This is a genomic window from Siphonobacter sp., assembly GCF_048595215.1.
In the GTDB taxonomy this organism is placed as follows: domain Bacteria; phylum Bacteroidota; class Bacteroidia; order Cytophagales; family Spirosomataceae; genus Siphonobacter.
Window position 1 is genome coordinate 23,625 of the sequence record NZ_JBMDWJ010000087.1, and the last position, 21,154, is coordinate 44,778.

Below are 21,154 nucleotides of genomic sequence, written 5' to 3' on the forward strand. Positions count from 1 at the left end.
AATTTGAACGGGTTTGTTGGTTCTCCAGAATTAGCAAATACAATCCCTTCCATCCGTTCCAGCGGATGTTCCGGTCGATCGAAAAAATGAAGGGGAAAAGACCATCGGCGAATGTTCCAGCATTCGCCGATTTTTTGGTCAGGCAAGCAGCACTACTTCATAGATCAAGCAAGAGGTTTAGCGTATATAGGTTTAGAGATTAAGCAGAAAGGTTTCTTCAACGACAGCCCTGGCCTTTCACGGTAATCAGACTATCGGTTAGCGTATAACTAGCTTCAACCGTACGGCAGATTAAATTCATTTTTTCTGAAAGCGGCTCATCCCCGAGCAAAGCCGTCAACTGGCAGTTACCCATGGTTTCTTTATCGTAGCGAATGGTGACGCCGTAAGCCTTTTCCAAGGTGGCAAACACCTCCGATAAGGGCGTTCGCTTGAAATCAAAGTTTAGTTTCTGAATGGGCAAGGGTAAATATTCGGGCGTTTGAACATTCGTAAACTTCAACTGATCGGCTTGATACGTCAATTGCTGATTGGGTGTCAGTACCAGGCCGGTTAGCTCCGTACTTGCCTGGGCGGCTTCCTGGTCCTCATCCGGAAACACCGCTACGCGGCCTGTTTTCACAATCACCGTCACATTCCGGTTTCGGGCAATGATGTTGAAACTCGTCCCGAGTACCTTGGCTACCAACCCCTGAGCATACACGAAAAAAGGCTGTTTCGAATTTTTAGCGACTTCAAAGAAGGCCTCACCTTCCAGTATGACTTCTCGCCGGGCCGGATCAAACGATTTAGGTACCCGAATCCGACTCTGGGATTGTAAGAGTACCGTACTTCCATCCTCGAGCGAAAGCAGGATGGGCCGTGATCCGGTATTCTCCTTTTCCCAGAAGGGAACCTCCTCGAACCGTTGACTGACCAGCGATGCCGTTTCTTCTCGCCTTGATTGATAAAACAGCCATCCGGCCACCCCTACACCCAACACCAGTACCGCGGCTACCCTGGCGACTATACGCGGCCAGTTGATCAAGCGACGCGGCGTACGCTGTCGAGCGGTTTCCACTAATCGGTTCATTTCTTCGTCCACCTCTTCTTCCGCCACGTCTTCATACGCTTCGTGCAACGAAAGAACCCAGGTACGAGCTTGCGTCATGGCCGCTTGTTGCTGGGGGTGCGTGGCATAATACGTCTCCCAGAAAACCTGCTCTTCCGGCTGGGCCTTCTTCAGTATCCACTGCTGAAAGGAATAATCCTGGGCAAACGCGTTTGCTCCGTATGAAGAATAATCCATAGTTGAGGCGTTACTGTATGAAACAGTACCTTCTCCCCTAGTTCTACTGATGTTTTTGTAAAAATTTTATAAAAAATAGTGAAATGCCCGCAAAGTCTTCACTGACGCACCATCCGACTTCGGTACAAACCCGGTTTATTGCTAAGAAGAGCTCATGGTTGGCAGCGGTCAATTCGCTGACAAAAGCTGGTACAGGGCCAGAAAGAAAAGATTAGACTCGGGTATCCAGGAAGTCTTTAATTGTTTGAGAGCCGAATGCAGCAGATTATAAACCGACTGGGGATTGATTTTCATGACCTCCGTAATTTCCTCCGCACTTAAGCCTTCGTAAAAGCGTAGGAAAATAATTTCCTGCTGACGCGGGGACAATTGGGCCAATGCCGCTTTAAGTCGATCCTGATTTTCCTGGGAAACCTCCCACTGAATCGTCTGACTTTCGGGCGTCAGCCAGTCGGGTACGTCCTGGCTTTCCACGGATTCAGCCTCCAGGAGCCACTTATCCTGCCGAAGTTTTCGCAGTAAATTATTACGAAGGGCTTTTAGTAGATAAATCGTTACGAAAGGTGATTCGCGGAGGCCTTCTCGTCGGCTCCATAATTCTAAGAATAAATCCTGAATCCCATCTTTAATGAATTCCCGGTCTTTTGTAAACTGAAGACCATAGTTAAAAAGTAGCCTGAAGTGCGAACGAGCCAGCAAGCCCAATGCCTCGGCATCCCCGGTTTTAAAGCGTAGCCAAAGCTCGTTCTGCTCCTGTTCAGATAATTCCACTTTCTTTTTCATGGGTAGAGCCGGGTAATAATAGCCGATGGATAGCTGTGCAGCTGCTAAAAAGACATTAAATATACCTATTTCACCTACGAATTGTACGGAACATTTTGACTTTTCACAAAAAACCGCCTTCCCGAATGTACGAAAAGGCGGTTTTTTTAGTAGTTACTCCGTTACGCTTAGGCTTCAATCGCTTCCACTTTCAGTCGTTCGATGAATGCCCGAAGGGTTGGGATATTTTTAATACCGGGCTGCGTCTCGAATTTGCTATTGACATCAACGGCGTGAATCCGGAGGTTACTGCGTTCTTTCAGCTCCAGAATCGTTTCGGCATCTTCCAGCCCAATACCGCCCGACAGGAAAAAAGGCTTTTCGTTGTCGTATCGCTCCAGCAAACGCCAGTCGAAGGAAAGACCCGTGCCTCCATACTCGGCCGCTTTGGTATCGAATAAAAAGTAATCACAAACGGGTTTATAATTGTTCAGTTGTGTAAAATTGAATGTCTCATCTACCCGAAAAGCTTTAATAATGTTAATCCCTTTAAATTGAAGGCTCCGGCAAAAATCCGGGGTTTCCTCTCCGTGTAACTGCACAAAATCCAGTCCGTATCTCTTCACCGTACGCAGAATCTGATCGATACTGGCGTTGACAAATACGCCCACTTTTCGACTGGACTTCGGCAAATCCTTGATCACCTCGGCGTCAAGCGTCTCCCCCATAAACCGGGGCGACTTTTCGTAAAAAATGAACCCTACGTAATCCGGTTGTAACTCGAGTACGTCCCGAAGGTTTTCCTCCTCTTTCATTCCACATACTTTAATTCGCATAGGTGTCTCGGATTTATAGGTTCAACAAAGGGGAAAAACGATAAGTACGCTATAACGTTACGTATTGCAAGCCTCCCACCAAGTCGGCGAGAGCATTTCCGGGAACGGGTGTTCTCATGAAGTTTTCTCCAATCAAAAAGCCCCGGTATCCGGCTGCGTATAACTGATGAATCGTCTCCACACTGCTCAGGCCACTTTCTGACACTTTAACAAACTCGTTCGGGATTTGTTCAACCAGTTGCAGGGAGGTGTCAATCGAAACCTGAAACGTTTTCAAATCCCGGTTATTAACGCCTACTAGGTTCAGATACGGGTTCAGGCTGCGTTCGAGTTCTTCCTGATCGTGTACTTCCAGCAGTACTTCCAGATTCAGGGATTGAGCAAACTGTCCTAAGTGTTTGATTTCTTCGGGACTAAGGCAAGCGGCAATCAATAAAATGACGTCGGCACCCCAGGCTTTGGCTTCCAGAATCTGGTACTCATCCACGATGAAATCCTTGCGTAAGATCGGCGTTTTCGGGTTCGATTTCCGGGCCAGCTTTAAATCGTCGGCATCTCCGCCGAAAAACTCTTCGTCCGTTAGTACCGATAATCCCGCGGCTCCGGCCTGAGCGTAGGCCAGGGTTACTTCCTCTACCTGCACCCGATCGTTGATCGTACCTTTCGAAGGTGATTTCCGTTTAAACTCGGCGATGATTCCCGTGGAGTTTTCTTTCCGTAACTGACCGCTCAGCGAATTCCCAGTACGACTAAAAGCGGGAAACAACTCCAGTTCGCGGGCTGCAATATTTGCTTTAGCCTGGGAAATCTCTTTTCGTTTGTGCAGAACGATCTTTTCAAGAATATTCATAATGGGGTAGATTCGGTACTGACTGGTTATCCGTGAAAAATAGCTTCGTTGACTTCTTCATCAAATTCCAGGAATTCTTCCCAGAATGAATTTTGGGGTACGGCCGCTTTGCAAATAATCGGTTCATTCTTGATGGGATGAATGAAGTACAGGCGGCGAGCGTGCAGGTTAATACTGGCATCGGGGTTCGGCCGGGGGTATCCGTATTTCAGGTCCCCGCGAATGGGGCAACCCATGGAAGCCAACTGCACGCGAATCTGATGCGGACGACCCGTTACCGGATTCACTTCCAATAAAAAGTGGTGGTTCATCTCGCCAATCAGCTTGTAGGTCAACTCGGCTTTCTGCGAGCCGGGTCGTTCGTAATCGTACGCCGTTACTACGTTTCGGGCTTCGTCTTTCACGAGCCAGTGCGTCAGTTTACCGCTTTTCTGTTCAGGGCGTTTGCCCACTACCGCCCAGTAGGTTTTTTGAATGTCCCGACGACGGAAGAGTTCGTTCATCCGCTCGAGCCCTTTCGAGGTACGGGCAAACACGACCAGACCACTCACGGGGCGGTCCAGACGGTGTACCGTACCCAGAAATACGGCTCCGGGTTTATTGTATTTTACGCTGATGTAGTCTTTAACGTAATCGGAAAGAGTCTTGTCACCCGTTTGATCCCCCTGCACCAACACGCCGGCGGCTTTGTTGACGATAATCAGGTGGTTGTCTTCGTAGACGACATTGAATGGTTTTGCCATGGAGTGTACTTGGGAAAAGAACAAAGTTACACATTCTCAGGTAGAAATGATACGATATGCGACGAATGGCCGAAGCGGTTTTCCCGGAGTGGGAATTAAAATTCAGTAATCCGCATGCCTCCACCGGCATTCGTCTTAACTTGGTAGTATGAATCAACTCGATTTTCAGGAAGAAGTCACCCAGTTCGCCGACGTCATTCTGCCGATTCCCGTCCCCCGCTTATTTACGTACCGCGTTCCCCGCGAATTTGCCGGACAAATTCAGATTGGTGCCCGCGTCATTGTTCAGTTTGGTAAAACGAAAATTGTTACCGCCCTGGTCGCCCGGGTGCATACGCAGCCGCCCAAACAGTATCAGGCTAAATATATTCTGGAAGTACTCGACGAAACGCCGCTGGTCACCCGCTGGCAGCTGGAATTATTCAGCTGGATTTCAGAGTACTACATGTGCCACATTGGCGAAGTGATGAATGTAGCGTTACCTTCCGGACTGAAAATTTCCAGTCAGTCGAAAGTACAGTACAACCCGGATTTCGAACACCCGGATTTGCTGACGCCCCGGGAAAAGGAAATTGTGGAGGAAATCAAGGCCAAGCAATCGCTGACCTACGACGAACTCGCTCGCTTTGCCGATGTTAAAAACGTGTATCACCTCATCAAGTCACTGATTGGCAAACGGGCCATCATTGTCTTTGAAGAAGTACGCGAAAAATATACACCCAAGGTCGTTCGCAAAATCCGACTGACGTCGTTCTATGCCGATCCGGGCAACCTGAAAGCACTCATTGGGCAGCTCGAAAAGTCACCCAAACAACTAGATATTTTACTGGAATACCTCCGCTACGTACCGGCCTTACGCGAGCCGGAAAAGAATACGGAAGGCACGCCCAAATCCACCTTTTCCCGGAACGATGAACTTTCGGATTCTTCCCTAGAAACCTTACTCAAAAAGGGCATTTTTGAAAGTTTTGATGTGGTCGTCAGTCGCTTTGCGGAGGATACCGGTACCATCGCTACCATGCCTACGTTGTCCGAGTCGCAACAACGGGCGGTACAGGAAGTAACGCAGGCTTTTCAGGAAAAAGATACGGTGTTGCTGCACGGCGTTACGGGAGCGGGAAAAACGGAAGTATACATTCACCTGATCGAACAGGCTTTGGAGAGTGGTTCTCAGGTGCTATATCTGTTGCCCGAAATTGCATTGACCACGCAGATTGTCATTCGACTGAAGAAAATTTTTGGGGAACGGGTGGGCATTTATCACTCTAAATTTTCGGATAACGAACGGGTAGAAGTCTGGAAAGGCGTACTATCCGGACGTTTTCAGTTTGTGATTGGGGTTCGTTCGGCTATTTTCCTTCCCTTCGACAGCCTGGGTCTGATCATTGTGGACGAAGAACACGAAGCCAGCTACAAACAATACGATCCCGCTCCCCGCTACCACGCCCGCGATTCGGCCCTGGTCATTGCCCGGATGCAGGGAGCTAAAGTACTGCTGGGCTCGGCCACGCCTTCCATCGAAAGCTTTTACCACGCTCAGCAGGGTCGGTACGGACTAGTGCAATTGAAGGAACGGTTTGGCAATGCGGCTTTACCCGCCATTGAACTCATTGACATCAGACAGGCCCGCAAAAACCGGGAAATGAAAGGTGATTTTTCGGGTGAATTATTACGTCAACTGGAGCATAACCTGGAAAAGAAGGAGCAAACCATTCTGTTTCAGAACCGACGCGGCTATTCGCCTTACCTGACCTGCGACGATTGTAGCTGGATTTCCAAATGCGATAACTGCGATGTAAGCCTGACCTACCACCAACGCGACAGCGAGCTTCGCTGCCACTACTGCGGTCACAAAGAACACTTGCCCCGTACCTGTCCGGCTTGCGGCAGTACAAAAATTCGTACGCAGGGCTTTGGTACCGAAAAGCTGGAAGAAGATTTACAGTTGCATTTTCCCGCCGCCCGTATTCAACGCATGGATTTGGATACGACGCGTTCGAAAACGGCTTTTCAGCAAATGATCACCGATTTTGAACAGGGTGAAACGGATATGTTGGTAGGTACGCAGATGGTTTCCAAGGGTCTGGATTTCGATAAGGTTAGTCTGGTCGCCATTTTCGATGCGGACCGCATGATCAATTTCCCTGATTTCAGATCTACCGAACGTTCCTTTCAGTTACTTACTCAGGTATCCGGACGAGCTGGACGACGGAAAGAACGAACCGGGCGAGTACTGATCCAAACCAACAATACCCAGCATCCCATTCTGGCGAAAATCATACACAACGATTACGAAGGTTTTTACGCCGAAGAAATTGACGAACGGCAGGCGTACGGCTATCCGCCCTTTACCCGCATTATTCGGCTGACTACTCGCCATCTCGAACAGCAAACCGCTCAGGCAGCAGCTCAGAAACTGGCAGCCTTGTTACTGCAAAAAGTAGGTACCGACCGGGTGAAAGGTCCGGAATCACCGCTGGTTGAGCGTATTCGCAATCAGTTTCTATTCGACGTATTGCTAAAGTTTGAGCGAAATCTGAATTTGAAAGCCATTAAGGAATTTGTGAAAGAAACGATTGAGGAGGTAGTAACGACGAAGGAGTTTAAAGGGATTAGTATTGTCATTGATGTAGACCCCGTGTAACGGATGTACCTTGACAATCAGGAGTATACTGAATATACCATTGACCGTACTACCTATGTCATCCTTACCTTTATCCCGCGTTCGTATTGAAAGTATTGATGTGGTTCGGGGCCTGATTATGATACTCATGGCCCTGGATCATACGCGGGAATATTTGCACGTCAATGCATTTTTTTCTAATCCGCTGGATTTAAATCAACCGTCTTACCCGCTCTTTTTTACCCGCTGGGTTACGCATTTCTGTGCTCCTAATTTCGTGCTACTGGCTGGACTATCGGCCTATCTTTCCGGGCTGAAGAAAACGCGATCTCAGCATCGCTGGTTTTTATTGAGTCGCGGACTCTGGTTAATTTTTCTGGAACTGACCGTTATTACCTTCGGACTTTGGTTTGATGTGAAGTTTTCATTTCTCACGTTACAGGTGATCTGGGCTACGGGCGTCGGATTTATCTTCCTGAGTGCCATTCTGGGCTTGCCGCTTTGGGCAATAGCGGGCTTGGGGATAGGCATTGTAGCGGGGCATAACTTACTCGACGGCTTAACTTTCCCCAAAGGTTCTACGGCGGAAGCCGTTCTTTTTCTGTTGCACCAACCGGGTCCCATTCCCCTATCGCCGCAACGACTCCTCCTGAATCTGTATCCATTTCTGGCCTGGGTCGGCCTTATGCTTTGCGGGTATGCGTTGGGAAGCTGGTATCGAAAGGACGTTTCCGCGACAGAGCGGCAAAAGAAGCTATTATACTTGGGTTCCGGATTGGTTTTGAGCTTCATTCTACTACGTTTGGTGAATACGTATGGCGACCCCGCTCCTTGGCAGCCGCAGACCTCGCTGGGTGTCACCTTGCTTTCGTTTCTCAATACGACCAAGTACCCGCCTTCGCTGCTGTACGCACTGATGACGACAGGGCCCGCTTTGCTGTTACTGGCTTTTCTGGAGCGAAACCCACGCTGGAGCTGGATGAGCATGTACGGTAAAGTGCCGCTGTTCTATTACCTCATCCACTTTTACATTCTTCACTCCCTGTCCATTCTGGTGCATTTGTACCAGGGAGTATCCTGGACGAAGATTAATTTTCAGAATGGTACCGCAGGCATTGAACCAAACATTGGACTTTCGCTAACGGGCGTATATCTGGTTTGGCTGGGAGTAGTTGCTTTTTTCTACCCCCTCTGCAAGCGTTACGCCGCATTTAAACGGCAGCAAACCCACTGGATCTGGAGTTATATATAAGCCCCCATCGTTTATTCTCTAGTGGGGAAAAGCGTACTTTGGAACGACCTTTTTACGGATGAGGGCTCAACCAACCACGAAAAATCATGAGCCGTCATTCAGCGAATACGAAAGACCCGAATGTAGAATCCGTTCCAACGGCTGAACTGCCCGAAGGAACACCCGAATTAACGGAAGTAGAACGTACGGGTGAAATGCCGATTGTAGATACCGTTGCCGATGGAGAAGGTGATGCCACCCACGAGACCAAAGCATCTACTCTGGAAAAGCAAAAAGTAGATGAGATTTTGGATGAAGAGGAAGCCCGCGAACGGGAAAAACATACCAAGAAAAAATAGGTATTGGGGCAAGTAATTTTTAAGCTCGCCCCTACCAATCAAAACTAAAAAACCCCGACTGGTCAGACCAATCGGGGTTTTTCTTTATCCATTATTCAGCTTACGCCAGTTCTTTCCGCTTGCGGGAAGACGTCTTGGTTTCGGTGAATTTTTCTCCTTCTTCGGGATTCGTTACTAACAGATCCTGGTAGCGACGTACACCCGTACCGGCCGGAATAAGGTGACCTACGATCACGTTCTCTTTCAGACCTTCGAGTCGGTCGGCCTTCGCCCGTACGGCTGCTTCGGAAAGTACTTTCGTCGTTTCCTGGAACGAAGCCGCAGAGATGAAGGATTCGGTACCCAAAGACGCCTGCGTGATACCCATCAACGTCGGACGGGATACGGCTGGCATGGCATCGCGAACGAGTACCAGCGCTTTATCCTGACGTTTCAGTGAGGAGTTTTCATCGCGTAGCTGACGAGCGGTAATGATCTGACCTACTTTTACGTTGGCTGAATCACCCGCGTCGATAACCACTTTACGATCCAGGATCGCATCGTTTTCGCTACGGAACGTCCACTTATCTACGCCCTGGTTTTCCAGGAAGTTCGTGTCGCCTGAGTCGATAATCTCCACTTTCTGCATCATCTGACGAACGATACATTCGATGTGCTTATCGTTGATTTTTACCCCTTGCAGACGGTATACTTCCTGAATTTCATTGACCAGATACTCCTGAACGGCGGTCGGTCCTTTGATAGACAGAATGTCGGCCGGAGTGATGGCTCCATCGGAAAGCGGCAGACCCGCCTTGATGAAGTCATTGTTCTGAACGAGAATGTGCTTCGAGGTAGATACGAGATATTTTTTCTCGGTTTCATCCTTACCACGAACGAAGATCTCGCGGTTACCGCGTTTCACGGCTCCCAGCGTTACTACGCCGTCGATTTCAGAAACAACCGCCGGATTCGACGGGTTACGAGCTTCGAACAATTCCGTTACCCGGGGCAGACCACCCGTAATGTCACGGGTTTTACCTACGGAACGAGGAATCTTAGCCAGGATGTGACCCGGTTTGATTTCCGCTCCCACCTCTGCCGCTAGACGAGCACCTACGGGCATGTTATATCCACGTGAGCCATCTTCGGAATCATTTTTCACCCAAACCGTCGGGTTTTTCGTACGGTCACGGCTTTCTACGATTACCTTCTCTTTAAAGCCCGTCGTTTCATCGAATTCTTCTTTGAACGTCAGACCATCTTCAATGGCTTCGTAGTCAACCTTACCACTGATTTCGCTTAAGATGACGGCGTTATAGGGATCCCAGGCACAAAGCTCCTGACCTTTCGTTACCGTTTCACCATCCTTCACGCTCAGGTACGCACCGTAAGGTACGTTATTGGCGATCAATACCTGACCCGCATACGTCGTTCCGGGAGCTCCAACGATCTGAAGTTCGCCTGAACGGCCCATTACTACCAAGGTATCTTCGCCCGTCGGACGTTGCGTTTCCAGCGTCCGTAATTCTTCGAACCGTACGATACCGTCAAACTTGGCCCGGATGCTGGCATCCAGAGCAATGTTTTGAGCAGTACCCCCTACGTGGAACGTACGAAGCGTCAGCTGCGTACCGGGTTCCCCGATGGATTGCGAAGCAATAACCCCAACGGCTTCACCGATATTAACCAGACGGCCCGTTGCCAGGTTGCGTCCGTAACATTTGGCACAAACACCGTTACGCGTTTCGCAAGTCAATACCGAACGAATTTCCACACTTTCAATGCTCGTTTCGTCGATATGCTTGGCTTTATCTTCATCGATGATCTCACCCGCGTGAACAATCGTATTACCCGTTAAAGGATCAACGACATCATACGTAGTTACCCGACCGAGAATACGTTCGGACAGCGGTTCAACGACGTCATCATTTTCTTTCAATGCTGAAATCGTGATACCCCGCAGCGTCTGGCAATCCTCTTCGTTGATAACCACATCCTGAGCTACGTCATGGAGACGACGGGTCAGGTAACCAGCATCGGCCGTTTTCAAAGCCGTATCCGCCAGACCTTTCCGGGCACCGTGCGTAGAGATGAAGTACTCCAATACGTCCAGACCTTCTTTAAAGTTTGAACGGATCGGGTTTTCGATGATTTCCCCCACCGAACCTTGTAAGTTCTTCTGAGGTTTCGCCATCAGACCCCGCATACCACCCAACTGACGAATCTGCTCGCGAGAACCACGGGCACCGGAGTGCATCATCATGTAGATGGAGTTAAAGCCACCCTGATCGGTCTCGAGTTGTTTCATCAGCGTATCGGTGATTTTCGAGTTCACCCGCGTCCAGATATCAATGATCTGGTTGTAACGCTCGTTATCCGTAATCAGACCCATGTAGTAGTTATCCCACACGCCCTGAACTTCACCTTCCGCACCAACGAGTAATTCGTCTTTTACTTCCGGGATTTTAATATCGTTCAGACCGATCGACAGACCACCTTTGAATGCCATCCGGAAACCTAATTCCTTAATGTCATCCAGGAACTGAGCCGTACGAGCAACACCAGCGATCTTGAAGACGTGTGAAATGATTTGTTGCAGTTTCTTCTTCGTCAACAATTCATTCAGATAACCTACTTCTTCAGGAACCGCCTGGTTAAAGAGTACGCGACCGGCTACGGTTTCAATGATTTTGGTTTCGAACGTACCATCTTCATTACGAACCCGTACTTTACACTTGATATTGGCGTGTTTCGAAATCCGGCCTTCGTTTACGGCAATGATTACTTCTTCCGCACCGTAGAACGTCATGCCTTCACCAGCGATTGGATACTCTGGCGTGTTGGTACGGCCTTTAGTTACGTAGTACAGACCAAGAACCATGTCTTGTGAAGGTACCGTAATCGGAGCACCGTTGGCTGGGTTGAGAATGTTGTGCGAAGCCAACATTAACAGAGAGGCTTCCAGAACGGCTTCATGTCCCAGGGGAACGTGAACGGCCATCTGGTCACCGTCAAAGTCAGCGTTGAATGCCGTACAAACCAGTGGGTGCAGCTGAATCGCTTTACCTTCGATCAGCTTGGGCTGGAAGGCTTGGATACCTAAACGGTGCAGCGTTGGAGCCCGGTTCAATAGTACAGGGTGACCCTTCAGTACGTTTTCCAGGATGTCCCAAACGACGGGATCTTTCCGGTCTACGATTTTCTTCGCTGATTTTACCGTTTTTACGATACCACGCTCGATTAGTTTCCGGATGATAAACGGCTTGAATAACTCCGCCGCCATATCTTTGGGAAGACCGCATTCGTGCAGTTTCAGCTCAGGACCTACCACGATTACCGAACGACCGGAGTAATCCACCCGCTTACCTAATAAGTTCTGACGGAAACGACCCTGCTTACCTTTCAGCATGTCTGAAAGTGATTTCAGGGCACGGTTACCTTCGGAACGAACGGCGTTTACTTTCCGTGAGTTGTCGAAGAGCGAATCCACGGCTTCCTGTAACATCCGTTTTTCATTCCGGAGGATTACTTCGGGAGCCTTGATTTCGATCAGACGCTTCAGACGGTTGTTACGAATGATTACCCGACGGTATAAGTCGTTCAAATCGGACGTAGCAAAACGACCTCCGTCCAGAGGGACGAGCGGACGCAGTTCGGGAGGAATCACCGGTACCATACGGATCACCATCCACTCGGGACGGTTTTCAATACGGGTCTTCGCGTCACGAAGGGCTTCTACTACCTTCAGACGTTTCAGAGCTTCCTGTTTCCGTTGTTGTGAGGTATCGTTAGCAGCGGAGTGACGCAGTTCGTACGAAAGCTCATCCAACTGAATACGTGACAGCAACATTTCCAGTGCTTCAGCACCCATTTTCGCGATAAACTTGTTCGCGTCGGTATCGGGCAGCAACTGGTTTTCGCGGGGCAGCTTGTCAATGATGTCCAGGTATTCGTCTTCCGTTAAGAAATCGAGCGTCTGAACGCCATCTTCACCTTTAGCACCCGGTTGAACGACCACGTACCGTTCGTAGTAAATAATTTGGTCGAGCTTCTTGGAAGAGATACCGAGCAGGTAGCCAATTTTGTTAGGCAAGCTGCGGAAGTACCAGATGTGAGCGACAGGAACCACCAGTTCGATGTGACCCATCCGCTCGCGACGTACTTTCTTTTCGGTCACTTCCACTCCACAACGGTCGCAGATAATGCCTTTGTAACGAATCCGCTTGTATTTGCCACAGTGACACTCCCAGTCTTTTACGGGACCGAAGATCCGCTCGCAGAACAAACCACCCATTTCGGGTTTGTAAGTCCGGTAGTTGATCGTTTCGGGCTGGGTCACTTCACCGAACGAATTCTCGAGAATCGATTCGGGAGACGCCAAACTAATAGTGATCTTCGAAAAGTCGCTATTTAGTTTTTTGTTTTTCTTTAATGACATTTTCAAATATGGTTTTGGAATGAAAATGATGCTGTATTAGGCTTTTCAAAGGAATCAATCAGCCTTTAACCATCGGGATCAGAAAGGCAGTTTTGCCAACTTTCAAATCGCCAGGGAGATCCCTTATTCCAATGCTATTTTACTGGTAACGTGAATCGACTGCTTTAGATTTCAAACGATTACATTTTAAAGTACTTCTTTAAATCGGTAAATCGTTTTTCGAACAGGTACCAGGATAAACTGGCTAGTACTAGTAAGAAAATAAAGCAAAACGTAACGTAAACGCTCTGACTACTGGTAATGAGTTGCGTGATTCTAGTTGGCGTGTAGGTCAAAAACTTAGGAACAAATACACTGGGAATAAGCATGTGAAACACGTAGAGTCCGTAACTTATTTTACCAATGTAAATCAGCACTTCACTGTTTAAGATCCGGCCGAATATTCCTTTAAATTCCAGACAAGCCCCGCTAACCAAATACATCGAAATAGCCGCAATTGAAAAACGTTTGAATACCAGCACGAACCAGGAACCTGAATCCAGGGCCAGACAGGCCGCAAACAGTACCAGACCAATGGCTAACGTCCAGTTATTCTTTTTTTGAATTGCTTCTCTCGTGTCGGTACTATTGGTGAACAAGTAGGCAAACAAGGCTCCAATTCCGAAAGCATCTAAGCAGTATACAGTTGCCAGTCCGTCCTGACCACTTCCGGATAAAGCCAACAGCACTCTTGATCCCAGCCCAATACCGATGGCTGCCAGTATGAAATAGGGCTGTCGTTTGGCCGGAGATAGCAACAACATCAGCGGCCAGAAAATGTAAAACTGTTCTTCCACGGATAAACTCCAAAAGGGCGAAAGTAAGTCCGACCAGTTTCCAGTGGCGTCCAGGTAATGATTGTATAAATAGAAAAAGTAATACAGCGGCTGTTTAAAAAGGTCCGTTTCAATCGTTACATGAGCAAATTTGCGTAAGGCAAAAACGCCGAATAAGATCCCGTAATACAGGGGAAAAATTCGTAACGCTCTCCGCACAAAGAAGTTCTTGTACTCCGTTTTGAAACTTCGTTCATTCCGCTCTATCCGGTTTCTCGCCATCATTAAAATACGAGAAACCAAAAAACCGCTAATCACAAAAAATAGAGTAACTCCAATGGTGCCATTCGGTAATGCATTAATCCAACTATCTTTCGAAAACCAGTGAAAAACAATTACTGATAATACTGCGTAGGCTCGTAGGGAATCTATTTGTTTGAAATACCCGGTTTTTAATTCCATTTATTGGGGTAATTATCACGAGAAGAATTAGCCAGGGAAGACACTTCCTCCCTGACTAACTCCGCATTTTATTAATCGAGTGTGATCTCTAAAGCCAGACCACGTAATTCGTGAATCAATACGTTGAATGATTCCGGAATGTTCGGCTTGGGCAGGTTTTCACCTTTTACGATAGCTTCGTACGCTTTCGCACGGCCCTGCACGTCATCCGACTTCACCGTCAGGATTTCCTGCAGAATGTGCGAGGCTCCGAAGGCTTCGAGTGCCCATACCTCCATCTCTCCAAAACGCTGACCCCCGAACTGAGCTTTACCACCCAGCGGCTGTTGCGTAATGAGCGAGTAAGGTCCAATCGAACGGGCGTGCATCTTGTCATCCACTAAGTGACCCAGTTTCAGCATGTACATCAGCCCTACCGTTACGGGTTGATCGAAACGATCGCCCGATAAACCATCGTAGAGGTACGTACGACCGAACGGAGGCAGACCTGCCGCGTTCAATTCCGTTACTACTTCTTCCTCGGTGGCACCATCGAAGATCGGCGTTGCGTATTTCTTACCCAGCTTCAAACCAGCCCAGGCTAATACGGTTTCGTAGATCTGACCAATGTTCATCCGTGAAGGTACCCCTAGTGGGTTCAGGACGATGTTAACGGGTGTACCATCTTCGAGGAACGGCATATCTTCTTCACGTACAATCCGGGCTACTACCCCTTTGTTACCGTGACGACCCGCCATTTTATCCCCTACTTTCAGCTTACGCTTCTTAGCGATGTACACTTTCGCTAACTGTACGATACCGGCAGGTAATTCGTCGCCTACTTCCAGAGCAAAACGCTCCCGCTTGAAGTGACCCGCTACTTCACTACGATTCTTGATGTAGTTTTTCACCAGGGTTACCAGCAATTCGTTGAGGTGAGCGTCATCCGTCCAGCCGTTCAGATCCAGATCCGTCAGCATGTTTACTTCCTCAGGGACCGCGTAGTTACTTTCATCCCGGTACGGGTTCTTCTCAGGGAACAAGTACGTTTCGATGTTAGCACGCGTGAAACGAGTCGTTTTCGGCATTACTTCCTCACCGAATTTGTGTTTCACCCCTTGTGAAGCTTTACCTTCCAGCAGCGTTGCCAGCTTGTCAATCATCGTGTCCTTGATTTTATTCAGGTCACGGCTGTATTGCTTCATCAGTACTTTGAGATCCGCTTTCGCTTTCTCGCGTACTTCCTTCTCTTTGCTGGGACGTTTGAAGAGCTTCGTATCAATAACTACCCCTTTGAGTGATGGAGGTGCTTTTTTGGAAGCATCCTTCACGTCACCGGCTTTGTCACCAAAGATGGCCCGGAGCAGTTTTTCTTCCGGCGTCGGATCGGTCTCTCCTTTCGGCGTAATCTTACCGATCAGGATGTCACCTTCTTTTACTTCAGAACCGATGCGGATGATACCCGTTTCATCGAGGTTTTTCACCATGTCTTCGGATACGTTCGGAATTTCAGAAGTCAATTCTTCTTCACCCCGTTTGGTATCACGAACTTCCAGGTCAAACTCTTCGATGTGGATCGACGTAAATACGTCATCACGAACGATTTTCTCCGAGATTACAATAGCATCCTCAAAGTTGTATCCTTGCCAGGGCATGAAAGCCACCAACAGGTTACGACCCAGAGCCAGCTCACCTTGTTGCGTAGCGTAACCTTCCGTCAGGATTTGGCCTTTCACTACCCGCTCGCCTTTGAATACAATCGGCTTGAGGTTGATACAGGTATCCTGGTTGGTCCGGCGGAATTTCACCAGATTATAGGTACGTACTTCGCTGTCGAAGCTCACCAGTTTTTCTTCGTCCGTCAAATCGTAGCGAACCACTACTTTCGTAGCATCCACGAACTCGATTACCCCGTCGCCTTCGGCTGCCACCATGGCCCGTGAATCTTCAGCTACGCGAGCTTCCAGACCCGTACCTACGATAGGAGCTTCCGGACGCAACAGCGGTACCGCCTGACGTTGCATGTTCGATCCCATCAAGGCCCGGTTGGCATCATCGTGCTCCAGGAACGGAATCAACGAGGCGGCTACCGATACAATCTGGTTCGAAGCAATATCCATCAACTGCGTTTCGGCGGGTGCTGCCATGGGGAAGTCACCTTCGAAACGCGTTTTAATCTTGTCAACTTTGAAGTTACCCTTGTCGTCAATCGCGGCATTCGCCTGAGCGATGTACTGGCCATCTTCTTCTTCAGCCGTCAGAAAACGTAACTCATCCGTTACTTTTCCGTCCTTGATCACCCGATACGGCGTTTCAATGAAGCCCATCGAGTTGATTTTCGCGTGCACGCACAACGAAGAAATCAGACCAATGTTCGGACCTTCCGGGGTCTCGATTGTACACAGACGACCGTAGTGCGTATAGTGAACGTCACGAACCTCGAAACCGGCACGCTCGCGAGACAGACCACCAGGCCCCAGAGCTGACATCCGACGCTTGTGCGTGATTTCAGCCAGCGGGTTGGTCTGGTCCATGAACTGAGACAGCTGGTTGGTACCGAAGAACGAGTTGATCACCGAAGACAGAGTACGAGCGTTGATCAAATCAACGGGCTTGAAATCTTCGTTATCACGTACGTTCATCCGCTCCTTGATGGTACGAGCCATCCGGGAGAGACCCACACCAAACTGAGCGTATAACTGCTCTCCTACGGTACGTACCCGACGGTTTGACAAGTGGTCAATATCATCGACTACCGCTTTGGAGTTGATCAGTCCGATCAAATACTTCACGATGGATACGATATCTTCGGTCGTCAGGACCTTCGTATCCATAGAGATATCCAATTGCAGTTTCTTGTTGATCCGGTACCGACCTACGTCACCTAAATCGTAACGTTTATCGGAGAAGAACAGGCTTTGGATAATATCCCGGGCCGTTTGCTCATCCGGAGCTTCCGTGTTCCGCAACTGCCGATAAATCTGCTCAACGGCTTCTTTCTCGGAGTTGGCAGAATCTTTCTGCAGCGTGTTATAAATGATGTTGTAATCGGCGATGTTCATATCTTCCTTGTGCAGGATGATCGACTTTACGCCGCTTTCCAAAATCATGTCTACGTCTTCGGCCGATACCACGGAATCCCGTTCCATCAGGATTTCGTTCCGGTCGATTGACATTACTTCTCCCGTATCTTCATCTACGAAGTCTTCCTGCCAAGTACGTAACACCCGAGCAGCCAGCTTCCGACCTAACGCCCTTTTCAGAGCTGCAGGCGTAGCGGGAAGTTCTTCGGATAAGCCGAAGAGATCAAGAATTTCTTTATCGGAACCGAAACCAATCGCCCGTAACAGCGTCGTAACCGGGAATTTCTTCTTCCGGTCGATGTACGCATACATGACGTTGTTAATGTCGGTGGAGAATTCAATCCAAGATCCTTTGAAAGGAATAATCCGGGCTGAATACAATTTAGAACCGTTCGTGTGCTTACTCATGGAGAAGAACACACCTGGTGAACGGTGTAATTGCGATACGATAACCCGCTCAGCTCCATTGATAACAAAGGAACCACGCTCGGTCATGTAAGGAATATTTCCTAAGAAAACTTCCTGTTCAATCGTTTCGAAATCTTCGTTGTCCGGATCTTCGCTCCGTAAACGCAACTTCGCCTTCAAAGGCAAGGCATACGTTAAACCCCGGTCGATACTTTCATCAACGGAGTATTTGGGAGGATCAATCGAAAAGTCAACGAATTCGAGAATGTAATTTTCCCGAGAGTCACTAATCGGGAAGTTTTCAGCAAAAACTTTGAAAAGTCCTTCATTTTTGCGGCGATCCGCCGGAGTTTCCAATTGGAAGAACTCCTTGAAAGACTTAACCTGTAGGTCCAGAAAGTCAGGATAATCGATGACAGCCTGGATGCGGGCAAAGTTGTGTCTGGAAGTTTTGTTTGTTGCCAAGGCACTACGGTTTTAAAGTCCGAATCTGACTATTTGTTACTGAATAAAGAGCGATCGCTGCTTTATTCTCAAATAAGTACCTCGTAGTTGACAGAATTACTTCCCTTTGCGATTCCCCTACGAATGGAATCGTGTTTCAGCAGTAATTCTCGGGGGTAAGAACGCTTGGGATAAACCCTTAGATCGTATCAGGCATATTGCCTGTATAGGATAGAACGCAATACGTACGCAGTTAGTTTCCAGCCAAGGGCTTTTGTCTTGATGAGCTTACCTCTGGCTATCAGATAATTAGCTACAGAATAAAGTAGTACTGAAAACTTTAACCTTTTAACGCAGGAAAGACCCAGCCAAATGACCGGGTCTATCCTGTGATAGAATGAATCTTCTATCGTAGCGTGAATTACTTCACTTCTACTTCAGCACCAGCTTCTTCCAAAGATTTTTTCAGAGCTTCAGCTTCGTCTTTGCTTACGCCTTCTTTAACGGCTTTAGGAGCACCGTCAACGAGTTCTTTCGCTTCTTTCAGGCCCAGACCGGTCAGGTCTTTCACCACTTTCACCACTTGAAGTTTACCAGCACCAGCTGACTTCAGGATTACGTCGAAAGAAGTTTTTTCTTCAGCTGCAGGAGCAGCATCTCCACCAGCAGCACCACCAGCTACCATTACGGGAGCAGCAGCAGCAGGTTCGATACCATACTCATCCTTCAGGATTTGTGCCAGTTCGTTAACTTCTTTAACCGTCAGGTTTACAAGCTGCTCAGCGAATGCTTTTAAATCTGCCATTTTATTATGCTTTAAATTTTTTCGAAATGATTAAAAACAGAGTGATATATATTCAGGCTTGGAAGCCAAATCAATGTTCAGGGCCAGCTTCGGAAAGGTGTTCTTCAGCTGACTTACTGAATTACTCAGGACGCTCAGAAAGCGTTTTGAGGATACCAGCTAGTTTGTTGCCACCACTTTGCAGACCGCTGATAACGTTCTTGGCAGGTGATTGTAACAGACCGATGATTTCGCCAACGAGTTCTTGTTTCGATTTCAGAGAAATCAGGGTTTCGAGTTGGTCTTCACCAGCGAATACGCTGTAATCAACCGAAGCACCTTTAAACTTAAGTTTGTTAGCTTTACCAGATTCCTTAATGAAATCCTTGATCAGTTTCGCAGGCACTTTACCTGATTCCGTGTGGAACATGATTCCACTGAAACCTTTCAGTACGCCTTCGTTAAAGGCCGAATAGTCCGTATCTAATTGCTCAAGAGCTTTTGCAATCAGCGTATTTTTTACTACCCGGTATTCAACGCCAGCCTGGAAACATTTCCGACGAAGGTCGTTTGTCTGAGCTACAGACATGCCAGCCGCGTCGGTGATATAGAAGTAAGGAGTAGACTTGAACTTTTCAGCCAGCTCCTCAATGATCGCACCTTTTTCTTCTCTCGTCATGACTTACAGACCGTTTACAGTGTTTTTATCAATTTCTACACTCGGGCTCATGGTACTAGACAGGAAGATGCTCTTCACATAGGTACCTTTGGCCGAAGAAGGCTTCAGTTTAACCAGGGTATTGATTACTTCCTGGGCATTCTCAGCCAACTTATCCGCATCAAAAGATACTTTACCAATCGAAGTATGGATGATACCCGTTTTATCAACTTTGAAGTCGATTTTACCGGCTTTCACCTCGCGAACGGCGTTACCTACTTCCAGTGTAACCGTACCAGATTTAGGGTTAGGCATCAAACCACGGGGACCGAGGATTTTACCTAAACGACCGATTTTAGCCATTACCGTAGGCATCGTGATGATTACATCGATGTCTGTCCAACCACCCATGATCTTTTCGATATACTCGTCTAGACCTACGTAGTCAGCACCGGCAGCCTTCGCTTCTTCCACTTTGTCGGGAGTACAAAGAACCAGTACCCGAACGTCTTTACCCGTTCCGTGAGGAAGGGCAACTACGCCACGTACCATTTGATCCGCTTTACGGGGATCCACACCTAAACGAACGTCAATGTCAATTGAAGCGTCGAATTTGGTGTAAGAAATCTCTTTCAAAATTGCCGCAGCTTTCTCCAGTTCATATGCCTGAGCCTGGTCGAATTTTGAACGAGCTTCTTTTTGCTTTTTAGTTAACTTTGCCATGTTTATGGACTATTTTGGGGTGATGACGAGCTTTCCTACGAATAGGTCTGCTCTCCCCCGTTGGGAAAATTATTCTTGCCAGGGAGCCGTACCTGAAACCGTGATACCCATACTGCGAGCCGTTCCAGCAACCATTTTCATAGCAGCTTCGATCGTAAAGCAGTTCAAATCGGGCATTTTCGTTTCAGCAATCGTTTTTACCTGATCCCAGCTTACTGATCCTACTTTCTTCAAGTTAGGCTGAGCGGAACCCAGTTTCACTTTAGAAGCTTCGAGCAGCAGGTTAGCAGCAGGAGGCGTTTTGATTACGAAATCAAACGACTTATCTGAATAGTAGGTAATCAGTACAGGTAATACCTGACCCATTTTATCTTGGGTACGAGCATTAAACTGCTTGCAGAATTCCATGATGTTCAGACCTTTGGAACCCAGTGCCGGCCCGATTGGGGGCGATGGGTTAGCCTGTCCACCTTTCACTTGCAATTTGACGTATCCGGTGATTTGCTTAGCCATTGTTTGGATAAAATTTTGGGCTGAAACCAGCCCACGTTGCATCTATCGAAAGAAGCAGAAACGAAACTTGGGCAACTCTTTGGAAGCTTGAACTGCCATCTACCCCGGTGGCTCACAACACCCTGGGATAAGCTATGTGTTCGTCTTAGCTTTCTTTTTCTACTTGAGCGTAA

The 21,154-nt window shown here is 48.1% G+C and carries 15 protein-coding genes; 3 read left to right on the top strand and 12 right to left on the bottom strand.

Features of this window, described 5'->3' with window-relative positions; all coding sequences use genetic code 11:
• Nucleotides 1-217: 217 nt before the first annotated feature.
• The 5 genes from ACOJTG_RS04900 to ACOJTG_RS04920 form a co-directional block, all read right to left on the bottom strand.
• Nucleotides 218-1,288: a FecR family protein gene (locus ACOJTG_RS04900; protein ID WP_420152792.1), complete on the bottom strand. Its 1,071-nt coding sequence runs from the start codon at nt 1,286-1,288 to the stop codon at nt 218-220.
• A gap of 168 nt (nt 1,289-1,456) precedes the next feature.
• Nucleotides 1,457-2,071, bottom strand: a complete 615-nt coding sequence (locus ACOJTG_RS04905; protein ID WP_420152793.1) for an RNA polymerase sigma factor — start codon at nt 2,069-2,071, stop codon at nt 1,457-1,459.
• Between the two features lie 167 nt (nt 2,072-2,238).
• Entirely contained in the window at nt 2,239-2,886 is a 648-nt protein-coding gene (locus ACOJTG_RS04910) for a phosphoribosylanthranilate isomerase (RefSeq protein ID WP_420152794.1), read from the bottom strand.
• A gap of 49 nt (nt 2,887-2,935) precedes the next feature.
• Entirely contained in the window at nt 2,936-3,736 is an 801-nt protein-coding gene (gene trpC, locus ACOJTG_RS04915; protein WP_420152795.1) for an indole-3-glycerol phosphate synthase TrpC, read from the bottom strand.
• A gap of 26 nt (nt 3,737-3,762) precedes the next feature.
• Entirely contained in the window at nt 3,763-4,479 is a 717-nt protein-coding gene (locus tag ACOJTG_RS04920) for an RluA family pseudouridine synthase (protein WP_094815083.1), read from the bottom strand.
• Between the two features lie 148 nt (nt 4,480-4,627).
• On the opposite strand from ACOJTG_RS04920, the gene priA reads away from it, so the two are divergent.
• From priA to ACOJTG_RS04935, 3 genes are all read left to right on the top strand, one after another.
• Complete coding sequence (priA, locus tag ACOJTG_RS04925; RefSeq protein WP_420152796.1) at nt 4,628-7,123, top strand: replication restart helicase PriA; 2,496 nt, start codon at nt 4,628-4,630, stop codon at nt 7,121-7,123.
• Between the two features lie 55 nt (nt 7,124-7,178).
• The gene (locus tag ACOJTG_RS04930; protein WP_420152797.1) at nt 7,179-8,354 is read left to right on the top strand and encodes a DUF1624 domain-containing protein; all 1,176 of its coding nucleotides are present in this window, start codon (nt 7,179-7,181) and stop codon (nt 8,352-8,354) included.
• 86 nt (nt 8,355-8,440) lie between these two features.
• Nucleotides 8,441-8,692 (top strand): hypothetical protein, encoded by a 252-nt coding sequence (locus ACOJTG_RS04935; RefSeq protein WP_094815089.1) that lies wholly within the window; start codon nt 8,441-8,443, stop codon nt 8,690-8,692.
• Between the two features lie 100 nt (nt 8,693-8,792).
• Here the strand turns inward: ACOJTG_RS04935 and rpoC are convergent, their stop codons facing one another.
• The 7 genes from rpoC to rplK all read right to left on the bottom strand — a co-directional run bounded on the left by rpoC (nt 8,793) and on the right by rplK (nt 20,981).
• On the bottom strand, nt 8,793-13,112 hold the full coding sequence (gene rpoC, locus ACOJTG_RS04940; protein WP_420152798.1) for a DNA-directed RNA polymerase subunit beta': 4,320 nt from the start codon (nt 13,110-13,112) through the stop codon (nt 8,793-8,795).
• Nucleotides 13,113-13,291: 179 nt separating this feature from the next.
• The gene (locus ACOJTG_RS04945; protein WP_420152799.1) at nt 13,292-14,389 is read right to left on the bottom strand and encodes an acyltransferase family protein; all 1,098 of its coding nucleotides are present in this window, start codon (nt 14,387-14,389) and stop codon (nt 13,292-13,294) included.
• A gap of 71 nt (nt 14,390-14,460) precedes the next feature.
• Complete coding sequence (rpoB, locus tag ACOJTG_RS04950; protein ID WP_420152800.1) at nt 14,461-18,324, bottom strand: DNA-directed RNA polymerase subunit beta; 3,864 nt, start codon at nt 18,322-18,324, stop codon at nt 14,461-14,463.
• Nucleotides 18,325-18,724: 400 nt separating this feature from the next.
• Entirely contained in the window at nt 18,725-19,108 is a 384-nt protein-coding gene (gene rplL, locus ACOJTG_RS04955) for a 50S ribosomal protein L7/L12 (protein WP_094815097.1), read from the bottom strand.
• Nucleotides 19,109-19,229: 121 nt separating this feature from the next.
• On the bottom strand, nt 19,230-19,766 hold the full coding sequence (gene rplJ, locus ACOJTG_RS04960; RefSeq protein ID WP_094815099.1) for a 50S ribosomal protein L10: 537 nt from the start codon (nt 19,764-19,766) through the stop codon (nt 19,230-19,232).
• Between the two features lie 3 nt (nt 19,767-19,769).
• Nucleotides 19,770-20,468, bottom strand: coding sequence for a 50S ribosomal protein L1 (gene rplA, locus ACOJTG_RS04965; protein ID WP_420152801.1), 699 nt, complete (start codon nt 20,466-20,468; stop codon nt 19,770-19,772).
• A gap of 69 nt (nt 20,469-20,537) precedes the next feature.
• Nucleotides 20,538-20,981 (bottom strand): 50S ribosomal protein L11, encoded by a 444-nt coding sequence (gene rplK / locus ACOJTG_RS04970; protein WP_094815103.1) that lies wholly within the window; start codon nt 20,979-20,981, stop codon nt 20,538-20,540.
• Nucleotides 20,982-21,154 lie beyond the last annotated feature (173 nt).